This is a genomic window from Streptomyces sp. NPDC001536 (assembly GCF_042894505.1).
Taxonomy (GTDB): domain Bacteria; phylum Actinomycetota; class Actinomycetes; order Streptomycetales; family Streptomycetaceae; genus Streptomyces.
Genome location: NZ_JBIAVQ010000001.1, coordinates 79,808 through 96,735 on the forward strand (window position 1 = coordinate 79,808; position 16,928 = coordinate 96,735).

The window sequence follows — 16,928 nt, forward strand, 5'->3', positions numbered from 1 at the left end:
GCTCAAATCCGCTGTCTTGGTACGTACGCCCGTGCGAGAGTGTGCCGGTGAACGAGGACTGGGAACAGCAGATCACGGCCGCCTGGGCCACTTTCGACGAGTATCCCGAGGACCGGGCCGCCGATTTCCGGGCGGTGATCGACACCCTGGTCGCCGAGCTTCCGGACGGCAGCCCCGACGGTCCCTTCGAGCGGGCCTGCGCCTGGGACTCCACCGGACACTCCGACAGGGCGGCCCCGCTGTACCGCGAGGCGCTGGCGCTGGGCCTGAGCGGCTACAAGGGCCGCCGCGCCAAGATCCAGCTGTCAAGCTCGCTCAGGAACATCGGACAGGCCGAGGAGGGCGTCAAGCTGCTCACACCCGAACTGGACGCCCCGTCCGACGAGTTGGACGACGCCGTACGAGCGACTCTCGCCCTGTGCCTGTCCAGCCTCGGCCGGGACCGCGAGGGCCTCTCCCTCGTCCTGGGCGCACTGGCCCCCCATCTGCCGCGCTACCAGCGGTCGATGGCCAACTACGCCCGCGCCTTGGTGGAGCCCGGCGACTGAGTCACTCCGGTGGCGGTGACCAACCCACGATTCGCTCGTTTTGCTGAACGTGCAGTCACAGGATGTCGCCCCGCGCCCCGCACCCGCCTCCCCCGAGCCGTTCGTCGATGTCGAACAGGCCGAGGCCGCGCTCGTCGAGCACTATCCACGGCTCGTCCGGCTCGCCTATCTGGTGCTGCCGCCGAGCCTGGGCCGCAACCGGCGGGTCCTGACCGCGCACGCCCTCACCCAGCGCGCCCTGCCCCGGGGCCGTGCCTCGACACCCGTCATCCCGGCCCAGTCCACCGGCCGCGACGGCGACCCGGGGTACGCCTTCGTCCGTCTCCAGGTGCTGCGCACGGCACTGGAGGCGGGCCTGCCGCTCACCTTCAAGGCCTGGCCCAAGCGCTCCCAGCTGCCGCCGCTGTTCCCCCAGGTGCGGGGCCTGAGGCTCTTCCCCCGCTCCGGCGGCGCCGATGAACTCGCCCTGGACCAGAAGCTGTCCGCCCTGTCCGGCCCGGGGCGCGCCGCCTACGTGCTGCGCGGTCTGGAGCGGCTCCCGGACGCCGGTGTCCGCCGGGTGCTGACGGCGGCCGGGGTGGCGGAACCGGACGAGGCGCTGGAGGAGGCGGACACCGTCCCCGCCCAGTACCCGCTCCTCGACTCCCCCGAGTTCGACCCCTGCTCGCTCCAGGCCCGCCCCACCGACCTGATGCGGCGCCGGCAGCACATGAAGGCCGCGCTCGCCGCCGCCGTGGCCGTCACCGTGTGCGGGGCGCTCCTCGGCCTGCCCGGCGACGGCTGGGGACCGGACGGCGCGGCCGCTCCCGCGTACGCGCGGAACCCGGCCGCCCAGGCCGCCCTCGACCCGGGCCAGGTGACCAGGGTCCCGGCCACCGCCTGGCAGGCCGCCTCGCGCAACGACTTCTCCGTGTGGCCCGCCCGCGGCGACCTCACCGACGACACCGCGCTGCTGCGCCGCGCCCTCGCCGTCTGGGCCCGCCCGGGCGAGACGGTACGGGTCTCCGCCACCCCCGGCACGCCGTCCGGCGGCCCCTCGGGCCCGGCCCAGCTCCTGTACGCGGGGATCGTCGACAACGCGCGCGTGGTGATCCTCTACGACGGTCTGCGCATCGCCCGCTACGCCGAGCCGAAGGACGGCACGCAGGGCGCGGCCCTCGACTTCGCGCGGGTCGACGGGGCGACGTCGGCCGAGGCGAGCGCGGTCGTGCTGGGCCGGGCCGACGGCAACGTCCGCTATCTGATGGCTCCCTGGGTGACGAAGGCCGCCGAGCGGGACCTCCTGAAGCCCTCCTCCGGCACGATGGCCCTCACCCTGACCGACGGGGTGACCTCTCCGCTGGCCGGCCCCGCTCAGCAGACCGGCGGCTGCACGTCCTGGAACGTGCTCCAGCTGACCGACCGCAGCGGCACGCGTCTGATGAGCGACCTCGGCGAACTGGTCCCGGCCCGGCTGACCACCGGCCGCCCCGGCGCGCTCCACGAGGCGTCCGGCGCGGAGGCGCTGCGCACCTGGGCGCCGTACGCCTGCTCCCTGTCGGCGATGCGCTCGGCGGGCGTGCGGACGGTGAACGCGTGGCCGTACGCCGAGCAGCGGCTGCCCGACGCGAGCGGTGCCGCGGACTGGGTGTGCACGCGCGCCGAGACCTGGCGTGGTGGCGGCACCCGGGTGCTGGCGCAGTTCCGTACGCCGGGCGGGGCCTACGGGGCGGTCGCGGCGAAGGCCGAGAACGTCCCGGCGTGCGGGCCGCGGGACCCGCATGTGCTGGCGGGTGTGCTGTGGAAGTCGGAGGCGGGCAACTGGTATCTGCTGGCGGCCGGCAGCAAGGACACCGCGTCGATCGGTGCGACGGGTGCGGTCAGCGGCTCCGCCCGGGGCAGTCTGCTGACCGTGAAGACGAAGGAAGGCGCGCAGGCCGAACTGAAGGGGACGCTGGAGGACGGGCGGTCGATCAGCGGGCTGCGGTAGGCCGGGACACGGAACGGCTTGCTGACACTGGCGTAAACAAGAGCGTGCACGAGGGTTCCCGGGAGACTTACCCGTCAGTACATTGACGCCATGTCTAACACGCCGGACCGGGTGCCGCTCAAGGCGCGGAAGGTGTCCTTCGCCTGGGAGGACACGCCGCTGCACTGGGTGCCCGGCGATCCCTTCACCACGCACACCATCAATGTGCTCCATCTTCTGCTGCCGGCCGGCGAGCGCTGGTTCGTGCACGTCTACCAGCAGGTGCTGCCGCTCATCCGGGACGAGCGACTGCGCGAGGACGTCATCGGGTTCATCGGCCAGGAGGCCATGCACTCCCAGGCCCATGACGAGGTCCTGCCCCATCTGAAGGAGCTGGGGCTCGATCCGACGCCGTACACCGCGCAGGTCGACTGGTTCTTCGAGAAGCTGCTCGGCGACCGCACCCTGCCGCCGGGCAAGGCGCGCGAGTGGTGGCTTCTGGAGCGGGTGGCGATCATCGCGGCCGTGGAGCACTACACCGCCTTCCTCGGCAACTGGGTGCTGAACGCCGAGGAGTTGGACCGGCGGGGCGCCGATCCCACCATGCTGGACCTGCTGCGCTGGCACGGCGCCGAGGAGGTCGAGCACCGGTCGGTCGCCTTCGACCTCTTCATGCACGTGGACGGCACCTACCGGCGCCGGGTGCGCACCTGGGCCACGGCGTTCGCGGCGCTGATGTTCCTGTGGCAGCGCGGGGCCCGCTTCTTCATGGAGAACGACCCGACGCTGGTCGACGGCAGGGCGAGCTTCAAGGACTTCCACGTCCGGGGGCGGAGCGGTGTGCTGCCCGCGACCGGCGACATGCTCCGGTCGATACCGCGCTATCTGAGCCGCGACTACCACCCCTCCCAGGAGGGCTGCACCGAGCAGGCCGTCGCCTATCTGGCCTCCTCCCCCGCCGCCGTGGCCGCCGAGAAGGGTGCCGCGTGATGCCGAAGCCACTGACCCTCGCACTCGTCGCGGGCGCAGCCCTCCTCACCCGCCGGGCGATGCGCCGCCGTATCCGGGCCTCGCCGCTGTGGCCGATGCCCGCGCTGGAGGAACCGACCTCCGGGCGGCCCCGGTCGCGGGCCCTGCGGCTGCTGGTGGCCTCGCGCGAGGAGGTCGCCGACGGGGTCGTACAACTGCGCCTGGAGGGAAGGGACCTGCCGCGCTGGGAGCCCGGCGCGCATCTGGACCTCGTCCTGCCCTCGGGCCTGGTGCGGCAGTACTCGCTGTGCGGGGACCCGGCGGACACCTCCTCGTACACCGTGGCGACGCGGCTGGTGACGGACGGGCGGGGCGGCTCGCGCGAGGTGCACGAGCAGGTGGCCGAGGGCATGGAGCTGGAGGTGCGCGGGCCGCGGAACCGTTTCCCGCTCGTCGAGGCGCCGTCGTACGTCTTCGTCGCGGGCGGCATCGGGATCACCCCGATCCTGCCGATGCTGCGGGCGCTGCCGGACGGGGTGGAGTGGCGGCTGCTGTACTGCGGGCGGTCGCGGGAGTCGATGCCGTTCGTGGACGAGCTCGAGAGGCTGGACCGGGTGACCGTGGTCGCCGGGACGCCCGAACTCGACGCGCTGGACGTGCCCGAGGGGGCCGCCGTCTACTGCTGCGGACCCGAAGGGCTCATGGCGGCGGTCGAGGAGCGGTTCCCGCGGGTGCGCCTGGAGCGGTTCACGCCCCGCGCCACCGCGCCCGGTGCCGCGTTCGAGGTCGAACTCCGGCGCAGTGGACGGACGTTGACCGTCCCGGCGGACTCCTCCGTACTGGCCGCCGTGCGCCGGGAACTGCCGAACACCCTCTACTCCTGCGAGCAGGGTTTCTGCGGAACCTGCCAGCAGCGGGTGCTGGAGGGCGAGGTGGACCACCGGGACGAGTTGCTGACGGACGCGGAGCGCGGTGACTCGATGCTGATCTGCGTTTCGCGAGCGCGAAGTGAGCGGCTTGTGCTGGATTTGTGAACACCCGTGTCCGGACCGGGCCGTTCCGGGCCGGATCCGATCGGTAAGGTGTTCGCATGACTACCGGCGTACGGCGAAGAATGGGAGTCGAGGAACGGCGGCAGCAGTTGATCGGCGTTGCCCTCGAACTGTTCAGCCAACGCTCGCCCGACGATGTCTCCATCGACGAGATAGCGACCGCGGCAGGCATCTCCCGCCCGCTGGTCTACCACTACTTCCCCGGCAAACTCAGCCTCTACGAAGCCGCGTTGAAGCGTGCGGCCGACGAACTTTCGGACCGGTTCGTCGAGGCGCGGGAAGGGCCGCTGGGCACACGGCTGCTGCGGGTGATGCGGCGCTACTTCGACTTCGTGGACGACCACGGGCCCGGTTTCGCGGCCCTGATGCGCGGCGGCCCGGCCGTCGGCTCCTCGGCGACCAACGCGCTCATCGACTCCGTGCGGCAGGCCGCGTATGACCAGATCCTTTCGCATCTGCGGGTGGAGAACCCGCCCGCGCGGCTGGAACTGGTCATCCGCTCCTGGATCTCGCTCGCCGAGTCGACCGCACTGATCTGGCTGGACGGCCGGCGCATCCCGCGCGGCGAGCTGGAGGTGCAGCTCGTCCACGACTTCGCGGCACTGGCCGCGGTCAGCGCGTCCCACGACGAGGAGATGGCCGCGCTGCTGCGCCACATGCTCAAGAACGAACCAAACGACGGCCCCTTCACCGACCTGGCGGCCCGGCTGATCGCGCTGGCGTCCTAGAGCACGGCCTTGGTGTAGGAGGGGTCCAGGTCGCGTACCTCGGCGGAGAGGTGCACGGTGAGGCCGTCCACGGGCCCGACGTGCTTGCGCAGCAGTTCCACGACGGCCTCGGTGAGCTTCGCCTTGGTCTCCTCGGAGCGTCCGGCGAGCAGGGCGAGCGTGACGTTCACGATCGCGTGGTTGTCCTTCTCGCCGCCGACCGCCTCGTCCTCGGTGCGCAGCACCCGGGTCTTGCACGCCTCCGGCTTCGCGGCCGCCGTCTCGACGACGACCGGGTGCAGCGCCAGGGCGAACTCCTCCCAGTCGACGTGGTCGAGATACGGCGAGCGTTCGACGGTGATCTGCGGCATGGGGACTCCTGTTCTAGGTCGACGAGGGCACCCTAACCGTCGTACGAAAGCCCTCACAGGGCCGTCTCACCCCAGGCGCAGCGCCAGCATCGCGATGTCGTCCTCCCGGTCGTGGCCGAAGGAGGCCAGGAGGGTGTCGCACAGGGCGTCCAGGCCGGGCAGGGAGCCGGCGGCGGCCGCGCGGAGGTGTTCCATCGAGGCCGCGAGGTCCGTGCCCCGGGTCTCGATCAGGCCGTCGGTGACCATGAGGAGCCGGTCGGTGGGTTCGAGGAAGAGCTCGGTGGCCGGCGGGTGGGGCAGTCCGACACCGAGCAGCGGACCGGCCGCCTTGACGTAATCGGCGCTGCCGGTGTCGCGGACGATCAGCGGGGGGATGTGTCCCGCGTTGGCGATCCTCGTGCGCCCGGTCGCGGGGTCGATCAGGGCCAGGCAGACCGTGGCCGTGAGGTCGGGGTGGTAGCGCTGGAGCAGCCGGTCGAGGCGCTCGGCGAGCACGGCCGGGTCGCTGTCCTCGACGGCGTAGGCGCGCAGCGCGTGCCGGATCTCCACCATGACGGTCGCCGCGTCCAGCGAGTGCCCGACGACGTCGCCGACCGCGGTGAGCACCCCCTCGTCGGTCCGCAGCGCCGCGTAGAAGTCGCCGCCGATCTCGGTCTCCCGGGACGCGGGCACATAGCGGACCACGACGTCCATGCCCGGCAGCTCGGGCAGCTTGTGCGGCTGGGGCAGGAAGCTGTGCTGGAGGGTGAGGGCGACATGCCGCTCCACCTGGTACATGAGCAGCGGCTCGGCGGCGAACGCGGTGGCCTGGGCCAGCTGGGCCAGCAGGGCGTCCCCCTCGACACCCACGCGGCGCATCCCGCGCGCGGGGGCCGTCAGACACACCGAGGCCCTGCCGTCCTGCGTGCGGACGAGCGCCAGCCGGGCGTCGTGCTCCACACCGGGCCGGAAGTACCCGGCCGGCCACATCGGCGCGGGCACCGTCGTGAGCTGCACACCGGCCTGCCCCCGGGTGAGCCGCTGCAACAGAGCGGCCACCGCCCGGTTGGCTCCCTCGTCGGGAAGCGCCACGGGAATACGGTCCCGGGACAGGCCGCGGTACAGCCGGTCGTCCTGGTCCAGGAGGAAGGCGGCGGCGGGTGTGCCCGTGACCCGCGCGACACCCGCGGCAGCCGCCGCGGTGAGCTCTTGCAGGGAGCGCGCCGCCTGGATGGTGACGATCGTCTCCGAGAGCTGTGTCAGCCTCCGCACCAGGGCCCGGTCACCGGCCCGCACCTGTGCGTTGCGCACGGCGGCCCGGACCACGGCCTCGATCTCCAGGGCGTCGGCGGGCACCTTCAGATAGGCCTCGAACCCCGCGTCCAGGCCCTCGCAGCAGTTGACCGGCGCCACGCTGGCGGCCGAGAAGTGCACCACCGGCAGCTGGGCCGTGTGGGGCCGTTCCTTGAAGAGGCGGCACAGTTCGAAGCCGCTCATGTCCGGCAGGCCCACGTCGACGAGGGCCACGTCCGGCAGGGTGCCCTTGCGCAGCCGTACGTCGAGTTCGGCGAGCGCCTCGCGACCGGTGGCGACCGGGACGACCCGGTGGCCCGCACGGCTCAGCAGGGTACCCATGGCGTACCGGCTGGCCTCCGTATCGTCCACGACCATCACGGTCGTGCCTGTCAGGTCTGCGTTGACGTCCATGTGGTCAGCCCTTGGACAGCACGATGGGGCAGACCCGGACCCGGGTCTGCCCCACCACGGTAATGCCCTTGTCAGGACTTGCGGGAGAATACGGCCACAGTCCGTCCGGGAACGGTGAAGGTGCCCGAAACCCGCTCGTAGGACGAGCCCTTGACGGTAGAGTCCGCGCCTTCCGCCTGGACCTTGTGCAGCGCATATGCCGTCCCGGCCAGCGCGGCCACCCGCTGCTCCTGGGCCTGGGGCGTCGCGTTGAACACCACGACGAGGTCACCGAGTTCCATGGTGATCACGCCCGGCGTCTCCTCCTTGCCCGACAGCGGGAAGGACAGCTCCGACTGCACCTGCGCGGCCGTGCCGAGGGAGAACACGCTCTCCGTCGAACGGATCCTCAGTAGGTCCTGGTACGCCGCCGAGGTGCCCTCGATCTGCTCGCAGCCCACCTTCACCGAGCCCAACAGGGGCTTGGCGAAGGACCACTTGGACTCGTTGTCGGCCGCCATCGGCAGCCCGCGCCCGAAGCCGTTGCCGTCCTCGCAGCTCCAGTGGATGGCGTTGAACCAGTCGCCGCTGTCGTAGGAGTTGCGGTCCAGGGACTTGGAGCGCAGCAGGTCGGTGCCCGCCTGGGAGAGCGCCGGGCCCTGCGAGAGGGTCGCGGTCGCCATGGCGAGGACCTGCATGCGGGCGCGGTCGTCCGCACCGGTCGTCGCGGGCAGTTTGTACGTCAGCGCGTCGAACAGGGACTCGTTGTCGTGCGCGTCCGCGTAGGCGAGGGCGTCGCCGGGCACGTCCGCGTAGCCGGCGGGCTGGCCGTTGTAGTCGACCTCGGCGCCGGTGACCTCCTTGCCGTCGGTGTCGGTGAAGCCGTAGGACTTGAGGTTGCCGGACAGGCCGACCTTGATGAGGTCCTGGTAGTGCAGCAGACGGGCCTTCTGCTCGGCCGTGGTGCCGTTGCTCTTCGAGGTGTTGGGGTCGGTGTAGAGCCCGGACGCGAAGCCCTGGACGCCGGGGTCCTCGTCGAAGGGGCCGCCGCCGCGCACGGCGTCACGGGCCCGGTCGGAGAAGGTGGCGACACCGGTTCCGGCCATGTTCTTCTGCGTGGCCTGGACGAAACGGGCGTCGTCGGCGACCTCGCCGAAGTTCCAGCCCTCGCCGTACAGGATGATCTTCTTGCCGTCGACGCCGTCCTTGGCGAGGGTCAGCGCGTCCAGGGCCTTCCTGACCGCCAGGATGTTGGCCTTCGGGTGGTGGCCCATGAGGTCGAAGCGGAAGCCGTCGACCTTGTACTCCTTGGCCCAGGTGACGATCGAGTCGACGACGAGCTTGCCCATCATGGCGTTCTCGGGCGCCGTGTTGGCGCAGCAGGTGCTGTTGGCGACCGAACCGTCGGCGAGGAGCCGCTGGTAGTAGCCGGGGACGACCTTGTCGAGGACGCTGGTGTCGGCCTGGCCGCTGGAGGTCGTGTGGTTGTAGACGACGTCCATGACGACCCGCAGGCCGTCCTCGTTCAGGGACTTGACCATCTCGCGGAACTCGACCGTGCGCCCGGTGCCGTCGGGGTCGGTGGCGTAGGAGCCCTCGGGGACCGTGTAGTGGTACGGGTCGTAGCCCCAGTTGTAGGCGTCCTTCGCGGCCGTCCTCGCCACGCACTCCTGCTGCTTGTCGGAGTCGGCCGGGTAGGAGGCCAGGTCGCAGTCGGGGCTCGCCTGGTCGGACTTCTTCTCGGGGATGGTGGCGATGTCGAACGCCGGCAGGAGATGGACGTAGGAGGTGCCCGACTTCGCGAGCGCCTTCAGGTGCCTGGAGCCGTCGCTGTTCTTGTCGGTGAAGGCGCGGTAGGTGCCCGGGTCACTGGCCGTCTTGTCCGCGACGGAGAAGTCGCGGATGTGCAGCTCCTGGATCTGGGCGTCCCTGAGCGGGACGGCCTTCGGCTTGGTGTACGTCGACCAGCCGCTCGGGGCGAGGGACTTGTCGTCCAGGTCGACGACGAGGCTGCGCTCCGAGTCGGCGGTCAGGGCGACCGAGTAGGGGTCGGTGACCTTGTTGGTGACGAGCTTCCGGACGCTGGGCGCCCAGACCTTCACGAGGTACCGGTACTCCTTGCCCTTCCAGGACTTGGGGCCGGTGACGGACCAGACGCCGGTGGTGGAGTTCCGCCTCATTTTCACCGTGGAGCCGTCGAGCTCCAGGGCGACGCTCTGTGCGGTCGGCGCCCAGACGGCCAGCGTCGGACGGCCGCTCTTGTCGAAGGTCGGCCCGAGGTCGGCCTTGGCCGCCTCCGGGTACAGGTCGTCGAGCACGCCGGCGATCTGCACGCCGGTCGCCGCGAGCACGGCGCCGTTGACGGCCCGCTGGGAGGCGACGAGCTGGCCCTTGAGGGCCTCGCGCACCCGGTCGCGGTCACGCGGGTCGACGGACCAGGCGGTGTAGTCCTTCAGGTGCGGGAACCTCTCCTTCTGGGCGTCGGTGAGGGTGGTCTTCGACAGCCGCAGCCAGCGCTCGTCGTCGCTGGTCAGCGCGCCGCCCTTGGCCGTGATCGAGCCGTCGCGGCTGTAGAGCAGCTGGGTGGAGACCGCGGCGGCGGAGCCGTTCCAGGCGACCGTGTCCCGGTCGATCCAGACCGCCTTGGAGGTGGTCAGGTCGAGGGCGGCCGCGGAGCCGGCGGGCTGCGGGAGCAGGTACTTCTCCTGGCCGTTCACCAGCCACACCTCATGGCCGTTCGACTTGAGGTCCAGCGACTGGTCGCTGGGCAGGTCCTTCTCGTCGCCCTTGTGGAGGATGTAACTGAGGCTGGTGGCACCCTCGGTGAGCGGTACCTCGTAGACCGCGCCATAGGCGTCAGTCTTCACCGGCTCCAGGGGGTTCGACCAGTCGGTGGGGTTCGCGGCGCCCGTCCAGACGTGCAGTCCCCAGCCCTCGTAGTTCCCGTCGGCCCGGTGGTAGTGCAGGACCGCCTTCGTCTTGTCCTGCGCGGGATAGTCGGGCCGCTCGGTGACGACGTCCGCCTTGCCCTGCTCGATCCAGACCTCGCCGGTCCTGGTGACGTCGATCGTGCGGTCGGCGGCGACGTCCTTGTTGCCGTCCTTGTCGATGACGAGGAAGCCGACGCTGGAGGCGCCGGGCTTCAGCTTGACGTAGGCGAAGGCACCGTAGGCGTCCCGGCCGATGAAGGGGTGGCTGTCCGGCCAGTTCGTGGACTCGCCGTCGGCGAGGTCGCCCCAGGCGTACAGGCCCCAGTTCGCGTAGTCGCCGTCGGCGCGCTTGTAGTGGACGATCGCGTAGTCGCGGGAGGAGGCGGTGGGGATCTCCTCGGCGGGCGGGGTGCCGGTGGTGGAGGCCGCCGTGGTGCTCGCGGTGCGTCCGGCCGAGTCGATGACAACGGCCTTGTAGCGCAAGGCCGTTCCGGGCGCCACGTCCTTGCCGACGACCTGCGTGACCTTGTACGGCGCGTGGTCGGCGGAGCCGAGCGTGCGCCACTTGCCGTTGCCGACCTGGGCGGCGAAGACGACCCGGTTGAGCTGTCCGCCGTCGACGTCGGCGCTGACCTCGACCGTGCCGGTGGCTCCGGCGTCGGGGGCCTTCAGGGTGAGCGTCGGCGCGGTGGCGGGCTTGGCGAGCTTGCCGGCCGCCTTGAGGACGATCGCGGAGCCGGCGGGGACGGTGACGGTGATCTTCTTGTCGGCATCGCTCTTGAGCGAGGCGTCACCGCCGTAGATCCCCTTGAACGCCATCCCTGCCGAACCGGTCGCGAAGGTCGCCGACTTGGCCTCACCCGCGTTGTTGAACGCGACGACGTACTCGGTGCCCGTCCTGGCGTCGGTGCGCGAGAAGGCGTAGACGCCACTGCCGTCGGCCGCGTAACGCTCGGTCTGGACGCCGTCGGCGAGGGCGGGGTTGGCCTTGCGGAGCTTGGACAGCGCGGCGATCTGCCGGTACAGGGGCGCGCTCGTGTCGTACGCGTCGCTCGCGTGCGTACGGTCGGTGCCGATCTCGTCGTCGTCGAGGTAGTCGGCGGTCTTCGACGCGAACATGGTCTGGCGGGCGTCCTTGTCGCCGCCGGCGCCGGTGAAGCCCTGCTCGTCGCCGTAGTAGACGACGGGATTGCCGCGGCTGAGGAACATCAGCTCGTTGGCGAGCCTGTCCTTGGCGAGGAGCTCGGCGTCGGTCGCCTTCGGGTTGTCCTGGTTCAGGAAGTACCCGATGCGGCCCATGTCGTGGTTGCCGAGGAAGGTGACCTGCTCGTACGCGTTGGCCTTGTCGGTCGTGTACTTGTAGTCGTCGCCGAAGACAGCGGCCAGCTTCTGCGCGCTGCCGCCCTGGGAGGCGTACTGCCGTGCCGCCTCCTGGAAGGGGAAGTCGAGCGTGGCGTCGAGGCGGCCCTGGGTGACGTACGGCGAGGTGATCGACGTGTCGGCGGAGTAGACCTCGCCGAACATGAAGAAGTCGTCGCGGCCCTGCTCGGCCGCGTAGGCGTCGAGGGCGGTGGCCCACTGGGTCCAGAAGTCCATGTCGACGTGCTTCACGGTGTCGATCCGGAAGCCGTCGATGTCGAAGTCGCGGACCCACTTCTCGTAGATCTTCTCCATGCCGCTGACGACCTCGGGACGCTCGGTCCACAGGTCGTCGAGGCCGGAGAAGTCGCCCTGCTCGGAGCTCTCACCGGCGAAGGTGGAGTCGCCGCGGTTGTGGTACATCGTCGGGTCGTTGAGCCACGACGGGACCTTGTTGTTCTTGGTGGCCTTGGGGGTGCGGGCGAAGGAGTCGGTGTCGACCGCCGGGAAGTCCTTCTCGCCGTCCGCGTAGTCGGTGTCGTCGAAGGGCTCGCCGTCCTTGGTCAGGTACGGGAACGCGCCCTTGGAGAGGTAGTCGTAGGACTTCTCCTCGTAGTCGACGACATCGGCCGTGTGGTTGGTGATGACGTCGAAGTAGACCTTCATGCCCTTGGCGTGGGCTTTGGAGATCAGGGTCTCCAGGTCCTTGTTGGTGCCGAAGTGCGGGTCGACCTGGGTGAAGTCGGTGATCCAGTACCCGTGGTAGCCGGCGGAGGCGTTGCTCCCCGTCCCCTGCACGGGCTGGTTCTTGAAGATCGGGGCCATCCAGATGGAGGTGGTGCCCAGGCCCTTGATGTAGTCGAGCTTCTTGGTCAGACCCTTGAGGTCGCCGCCCTGGTAGAAGCCCTTGTCGGTGGGGTCGTAGCCGGTGGTGAGGCGGGTGCCCGTCAGTCCGCCCTTGTCGTTGCCGGTGTCCCCGTTGGCGAAGCGGTCCGGGAGCACGAAGTAGAACTGCTCGCGGGTGGAGTCGTGCCGGGCGGGCGCCGAGGCGAGCTTGGCGTCGGAGGGGGGCGGCGGCGGGGTGTCCGCCCGCGCCGCGAGAGGTTGGACGAGCGCTGCGGCCAGCGCGGTCACGGTGACCGCGGCGACCCGTCCTACGTGGGCGGTGCGGCGCCTCGGCGGCGTCGGCCATCTCGGTATCAAGACGTGGACTCCTTGCGATGTACGGCTCTTCGGGTCCGACCCCGCGCGACCGTATCGCCGCCGTAAGCCTTACAGCAAGAGTCCTGAAAGCAACGGAAAGGAATTTCAGCAGCGGGACTTGGTCCGTGCCGGCGCCCCCACGAGCAGCAACGCCTGATCGCACCGCGCTTAAACGCTCGCCCCGCGCGGTGGCTCCTGGCTACCGTCGCCGCATGGAGGAGGAAGCGCCCCTCGTTCGCCGAGTGCGGCTGCGGGGACGACTGCTGCCAGAGCATCCGGACCTCGGAGCATCCCGGCAGACAGCCGTACGGCCCGGGCCATCGCTGCCTGCCGTTGCTGCCCGCGCGGGGCGATCTGATCCTCGACGTGGTGTACGGCCGGATCATGTACATCGAGATACTCGGACGGCCGCCCCTGCGCCGTGGCGGGGGCGGCCGTCCTGAGGGCGGAGCGGTTCAGCAGCTGGACTTGCCCGCGTAGATCGCGAGCGCGGTGTTGGCGCCGAGGGTGGCGGTGAACTGGCCGCTGGAGTTCACGGTCACCGTCGTGTTGTTCTGCACGTTGCAGTACGTGCCGGCCGCCAGGGACGTCTGGTAGGTCCGGCTCAGGCTGCTCGACTCGTGGTTGATGGCGACGTAACCCTTGCCGCCCCGCCCGAAGGCGATCGCGTCGCCGCCGTTGTCCCACCAGTTGGTGACCGACTCACCGCGGGTCGCGTTGCGGAAGGCGACCATGCGGAGGATCTCCGGCCAGGCGTGCTGGCACTTCCAGCCGTCCTGCCAACAAGCGGTCACCGAGCCGTTGTTGGGAGGTCCGGCGTCCGTGCTCGACCACTCGTAGCCGGAGTTGATGTCCGGGGCGCCGTAGGGGTAGGCGAGCATGAAGACGTTGGCGAGGGTGTAGTTCGCGCCGTCCTTGTAGTTCAGGGTGGAGCCGTTGCGCTCGGTGTCGTGGTTGTCGACGAAGACACCGGAGACCGAGCTGTTCATGTAGCCCCAGCCCTCGCCGTAGTTCTTCAGGTAGGCGAGGTTCTCGTTGTTGAAGACGCGCTTGAGGTCGTAGGCGTAACGGAACTCCTGCACGTCCCCGTTGCCGGTGTACTCGGTCGGCTGGACGGCCTCTCCGCTGCCGTAGATGGCCTCCTGCTTCCAGTAGACCGAGGTGTTGCTGAGCCGCGACTTGATGTTGGCGAGGTCGGCCGCCGGCATGTGCTTGGCCGCGTCGATACGGAAGCCGTCGACGCCGTAGCCCAGCAGGGTGTTCATGTACCCGGCGATGGTGGCGCGGACGTAGTCCTCACCCGTGTCCAGGTCGGCGAGGCCGACGAGTTCGCAGTTCTGGACGTTGGCGCGGTTGGTGTAGTCGCTGATGGTCGACGTGCAGTTGTCGAAGTCGTACGAGGAGTACAGGCCCGGGTAGTTGTACTTCGTGTACGACGATCCGCCGGTGCCGGTGCCGCTGCCCGCGGACATGTGGTTGATGACGGTGTCGACGACGACCTTCACCCCCGCGCTGTGGCAGGTGTTCACCATGTTCCGGAACGCGGTGGCGTCACCGAGGCGCCCGGCGATCTTGTACGACACCGGCTGGTACGAGGTCCACCACTGCGAGCCCTGGATGTGCTCGGCGGGCGGGGAGACCTGGACATAGCCGTAGCCGGCGGGGCCGAGGGTGTTGGTGCACTCCTTGGCGACCGAGGCGAAGTTCCACTCGAACAGGACGGCGGTGACGTCCTTGGTGCCGGGCGGGGAGGCGGCGGCGGGGGTGGCGGGGGCCAGGACGGCTGCGGCGGTGGCGAGCGCGGTGGCCGTGGCACCGGCGGTTGCGGACCATCTCGATATCACGTGGGGGCTCCTTGCGTGACGGCCAGGCGTCTTTGCCCGGCGCCGGCGAGAACGTACCGCTAACGAAAGGTTTACAGCAAGAGACTTGAAAGTCACAGCAAGAACTTTCATCCACAACCTTGACGTGACCTTCTCAACTCCCCCACGCTCACGAGTTGTTGAATGCCGCCCCTTCTCGCCCGGACCCTTTCGCTCGGCCCCTTTCGCTCGGACCCTTCTCACTCGGAGCCGCCGATGACCGCCAGACACCGCCCGCCGGGTGTCCTCCGCCGCGCCGCGACCACCGCGGCGGCCGGAGCCCTCGCCCTGGCCGGCGCGATCGCCCTGCCCGCGACACCCGCCCAGGCGGACGCCACGGCCTCCGGCGATGTGATCGCCAACCTCTGGTCCTACAACTGGAACTCGGTCGCCTCCGAGTGCACGGACGTGCTCGGACCCAACGGCTACGGCGCGGTGTGGGTCGCACCTCCGTCGGAGTCGCTGAAGCAGTCCGACTCCTACTGGTGGGACGTCTACCAGCCGTACTCCTACAACCTCAGCGGCCGCTTCGGGACGGCGGCACAGTTCGCCTCGATGGTGGACGCCTGCCATGACGCGGGCGTGAACGTGTATACGGACGCGGTGATCAACCACACCGCCGCGCAGACAGGCACCGGCTACAACGGCACGACGATCACCAACAAGTACGACACCCCCGACTGGGACCCCGACGACTTCCACACCTCCGCCGAGTGCGGCGACTCCGACCTGATCATCGACGACTGGTCGAACCTCGACGAGATCCAGAACTGCGAACTCCTCGGCCTGCCGGACCTGGAGACGGAGGACGACGACGTCCGCTCGGGCATCGCGGCCTACCTCAACAAGCAGATCGCGCTGGGCGTGGACGGTTTCCGGATCGACGCGGCGAAGCACATGCCGGTGGCGGACCTCAACGCGATCTGGGCGAAGCTGAACACGACGACGTCCGGTTCGGCGCCGTACATCTTCCAGGAGGTGTATCCGGGTTCGACGCCGGCCGCCTCCGACTACTACTCCGCGGGTGACGTCCTGGACTTCGGCTACGCGAGCAAGCTGAAGTCGTCGTTCCAGGGCAATGTGTCCGACCTGGAGTCCCTGTCCTCCTCCGGTGTGCTGACCCCGGCCAACTCGGTGTCCTTCGTGACCAACCACGACACCGAGCGCAACGGTCTGCACATGAGCTACAAGGACGGCGACACGTACAAGCTCGCCAATGTCTTCCAGCTCGCCTACAAGTGGTCCACCCCGACGGTCTACTCGGGCTTCGAGTTCTCCTCCTCGGACCAGGCCCCGCCGAACTCCGGCGGCTTCGTGACCGACACGAACTGCTCCAGTGGCTGGCACTGCCTCCAGCGGGACACCGCGATCACCGGCATGGTGAAGTGGCACAACGCGGTGGGCGCGGCGGCGGTGTCCCACTGGTCCACGAAGTCGTCGAGCGTGATCGGCTTCGGGCGGGGCACCGGGGGCTACATCGCCCTGAACAACGGCTCGTCGGCGGCGACGTACACCTTCGCGACGGGCATGGCGGACGGCACGTACACGAACGTCATCGACAACGGCGCGACGACCGTGACGGTGTCGGGCGGCAGCGCGACGCTCACCATCCCCGCGAAGAGCGCGATCGCCTTCTACGACGGTGAGTTCACGCCGTGCACGACGTGCGAGGACGATGACGACGACCCGACGTCGACGGTGACGGCGACGTTCAACGAGTACGCGGCGACGGGGTCCGGCCAGGACGTGTACGTGGTCGGCTCGATCCCGGCACTGGGCAGCTGGGACACCGCGAAGGCGATCAAGCTGTCGTCCTCCGGCTACCCGCTCTGGTCGGGCGCCGTGAGCGTGCCGGTGAACACGTCGTTCGAGTTCAAATACATCAAGAAGGACAGCTCCGGGAACGTCACCTGGGAGTCGAACGCCAACAGGCCGGCCTCCACGACCACTTCGGCGATCGCACTGAACAACTCCTGGAACGTGGCGAGCGCCAACGCCACCGACGTCACCTTCAACGTCACGGCCACCACCGACTGGGGCACCAACGTCTACGTCGTCGGCTCCCTCGCCTCCCTCGGCTCCTGGAACACGGCCGACGCGATCCCGCTGTCGTCGGCCTCGTACCCGACGTGGAGCAAGTCGGTGATCGTGCCCAAGAGCACGACGTTCGAGTACAAGTTCGTCAAGAAGAACAGCTCAGGGACCGTGACCTGGGAGTCCGGCACGAACCGCTCGTACACGACGGGCAGTTCGTCGGGCTACAGCACCGGTGGCACCTGGAAGTGATCCCGTCCTGACCCGAAGAAACCGAAGG

10 protein-coding genes are annotated in these 16,928 nt (G+C 69.7%); 6 read left to right on the forward strand and 4 right to left on the reverse strand.

Annotation, left to right across the window (positions count from 1 at the left end):
- Nucleotides 1–47 precede the first annotated feature (47 nt).
- The 5 genes from ACFY0U_RS00385 to ACFY0U_RS00405 all read left to right on the forward strand — a co-directional run bounded on the left by ACFY0U_RS00385 (nt 48) and on the right by ACFY0U_RS00405 (nt 5,245).
- Complete coding sequence (locus ACFY0U_RS00385; protein WP_388627964.1) at nt 48–548, forward strand: tetratricopeptide repeat protein; 501 nt, start codon at nt 48–50, stop codon at nt 546–548.
- Nucleotides 549–597: 49 nt separating this feature from the next.
- On the forward strand, nt 598–2,517 hold the full coding sequence (locus ACFY0U_RS00390) for a hypothetical protein (protein WP_388627967.1): 1,920 nt from the start codon (nt 598–600) through the stop codon (nt 2,515–2,517).
- 90 nt (nt 2,518–2,607) lie between these two features.
- Nucleotides 2,608–3,486, forward strand: coding sequence for a metal-dependent hydrolase (locus tag ACFY0U_RS00395; protein ID WP_388627969.1), 879 nt, complete (start codon nt 2,608–2,610; stop codon nt 3,484–3,486).
- The gene (locus tag ACFY0U_RS00400) at nt 3,486–4,499 is read left to right on the forward strand and encodes a PDR/VanB family oxidoreductase (RefSeq protein ID WP_388627972.1); all 1,014 of its coding nucleotides are present in this window, start codon (nt 3,486–3,488) and stop codon (nt 4,497–4,499) included. The genes ACFY0U_RS00395 and ACFY0U_RS00400 overlap by 1 nt, the downstream gene beginning before the upstream one ends.
- Nucleotides 4,500–4,555: 56 nt before the next feature.
- Nucleotides 4,556–5,245 carry a TetR/AcrR family transcriptional regulator gene (locus ACFY0U_RS00405; RefSeq protein WP_388627975.1) on the forward strand — a complete coding sequence of 230 codons (690 nt, stop codon included), beginning with the start codon at nt 4,556–4,558 and terminating at the stop codon, nt 5,243–5,245.
- Here the strand turns inward: ACFY0U_RS00405 and ACFY0U_RS00410 are convergent.
- From ACFY0U_RS00410 to ACFY0U_RS00425, 4 genes are all read right to left on the reverse strand, one after another.
- Nucleotides 5,242–5,595 carry a 5-carboxymethyl-2-hydroxymuconate Delta-isomerase gene (locus ACFY0U_RS00410; protein ID WP_388627978.1) on the reverse strand — a complete coding sequence of 118 codons (354 nt, stop codon included), beginning with the start codon at nt 5,593–5,595 and terminating at the stop codon, nt 5,242–5,244. The genes ACFY0U_RS00405 and ACFY0U_RS00410 overlap by 4 nt on opposite strands.
- A gap of 66 nt (nt 5,596–5,661) precedes the next feature.
- Nucleotides 5,662–7,281: a SpoIIE family protein phosphatase gene (locus ACFY0U_RS00415; protein ID WP_388627981.1), complete on the reverse strand. Its 1,620-nt coding sequence runs from the start codon at nt 7,279–7,281 to the stop codon at nt 5,662–5,664.
- Between the two features lie 71 nt (nt 7,282–7,352).
- Nucleotides 7,353–12,752 (reverse strand): pullulanase-type alpha-1,6-glucosidase, encoded by a 5,400-nt coding sequence (gene pulA / locus ACFY0U_RS00420; protein WP_388627983.1) that lies wholly within the window; start codon nt 12,750–12,752, stop codon nt 7,353–7,355.
- A 455-nt stretch (nt 12,753–13,207) separates the two neighbouring features.
- On the reverse strand, nt 13,208–14,596 hold the full coding sequence (locus tag ACFY0U_RS00425) for an alpha-amylase family protein (RefSeq protein WP_388627985.1): 1,389 nt from the start codon (nt 14,594–14,596) through the stop codon (nt 13,208–13,210).
- 234 nt (nt 14,597–14,830) lie between these two features.
- Here ACFY0U_RS00425 and ACFY0U_RS00430 point away from each other — a divergent pair, with 234 nt between their 5' ends.
- Nucleotides 14,831–16,900, forward strand: a complete 2,070-nt coding sequence (locus tag ACFY0U_RS00430) for a carbohydrate-binding module family 20 domain-containing protein (RefSeq protein WP_388627988.1) — start codon at nt 14,831–14,833, stop codon at nt 16,898–16,900.
- Nucleotides 16,901–16,928: the final 28 nt, after the last annotated feature.

What these genes read in the sequence shown, in the direction of transcription:
- ACFY0U_RS00430 (WP_388627988.1), top strand. Translation starts at nt 14,831, where the DNA reads ATGACCGCCAGACACCGCCCGCCGGGTGTCCTCCGCCGCGCCGCGACC.
- ACFY0U_RS00410 (WP_388627978.1), bottom strand. Translation starts at nt 5,595, where the DNA reads ATGCCGCAGATCACCGTCGAACGCTCGCCGTATCTCGACCACGTCGAC.
- ACFY0U_RS00415 (WP_388627981.1), bottom strand. Translation starts at nt 7,281, where the DNA reads ATGGACGTCAACGCAGACCTGACAGGCACGACCGTGATGGTCGTGGAC.
- ACFY0U_RS00405 (WP_388627975.1), top strand. Translation starts at nt 4,556, where the DNA reads ATGACTACCGGCGTACGGCGAAGAATGGGAGTCGAGGAACGGCGGCAG.
- ACFY0U_RS00400 (WP_388627972.1), top strand. Translation starts at nt 3,486, where the DNA reads ATGCCGAAGCCACTGACCCTCGCACTCGTCGCGGGCGCAGCCCTCCTC.
- ACFY0U_RS00395 (WP_388627969.1), top strand. Translation starts at nt 2,608, where the DNA reads ATGTCTAACACGCCGGACCGGGTGCCGCTCAAGGCGCGGAAGGTGTCC.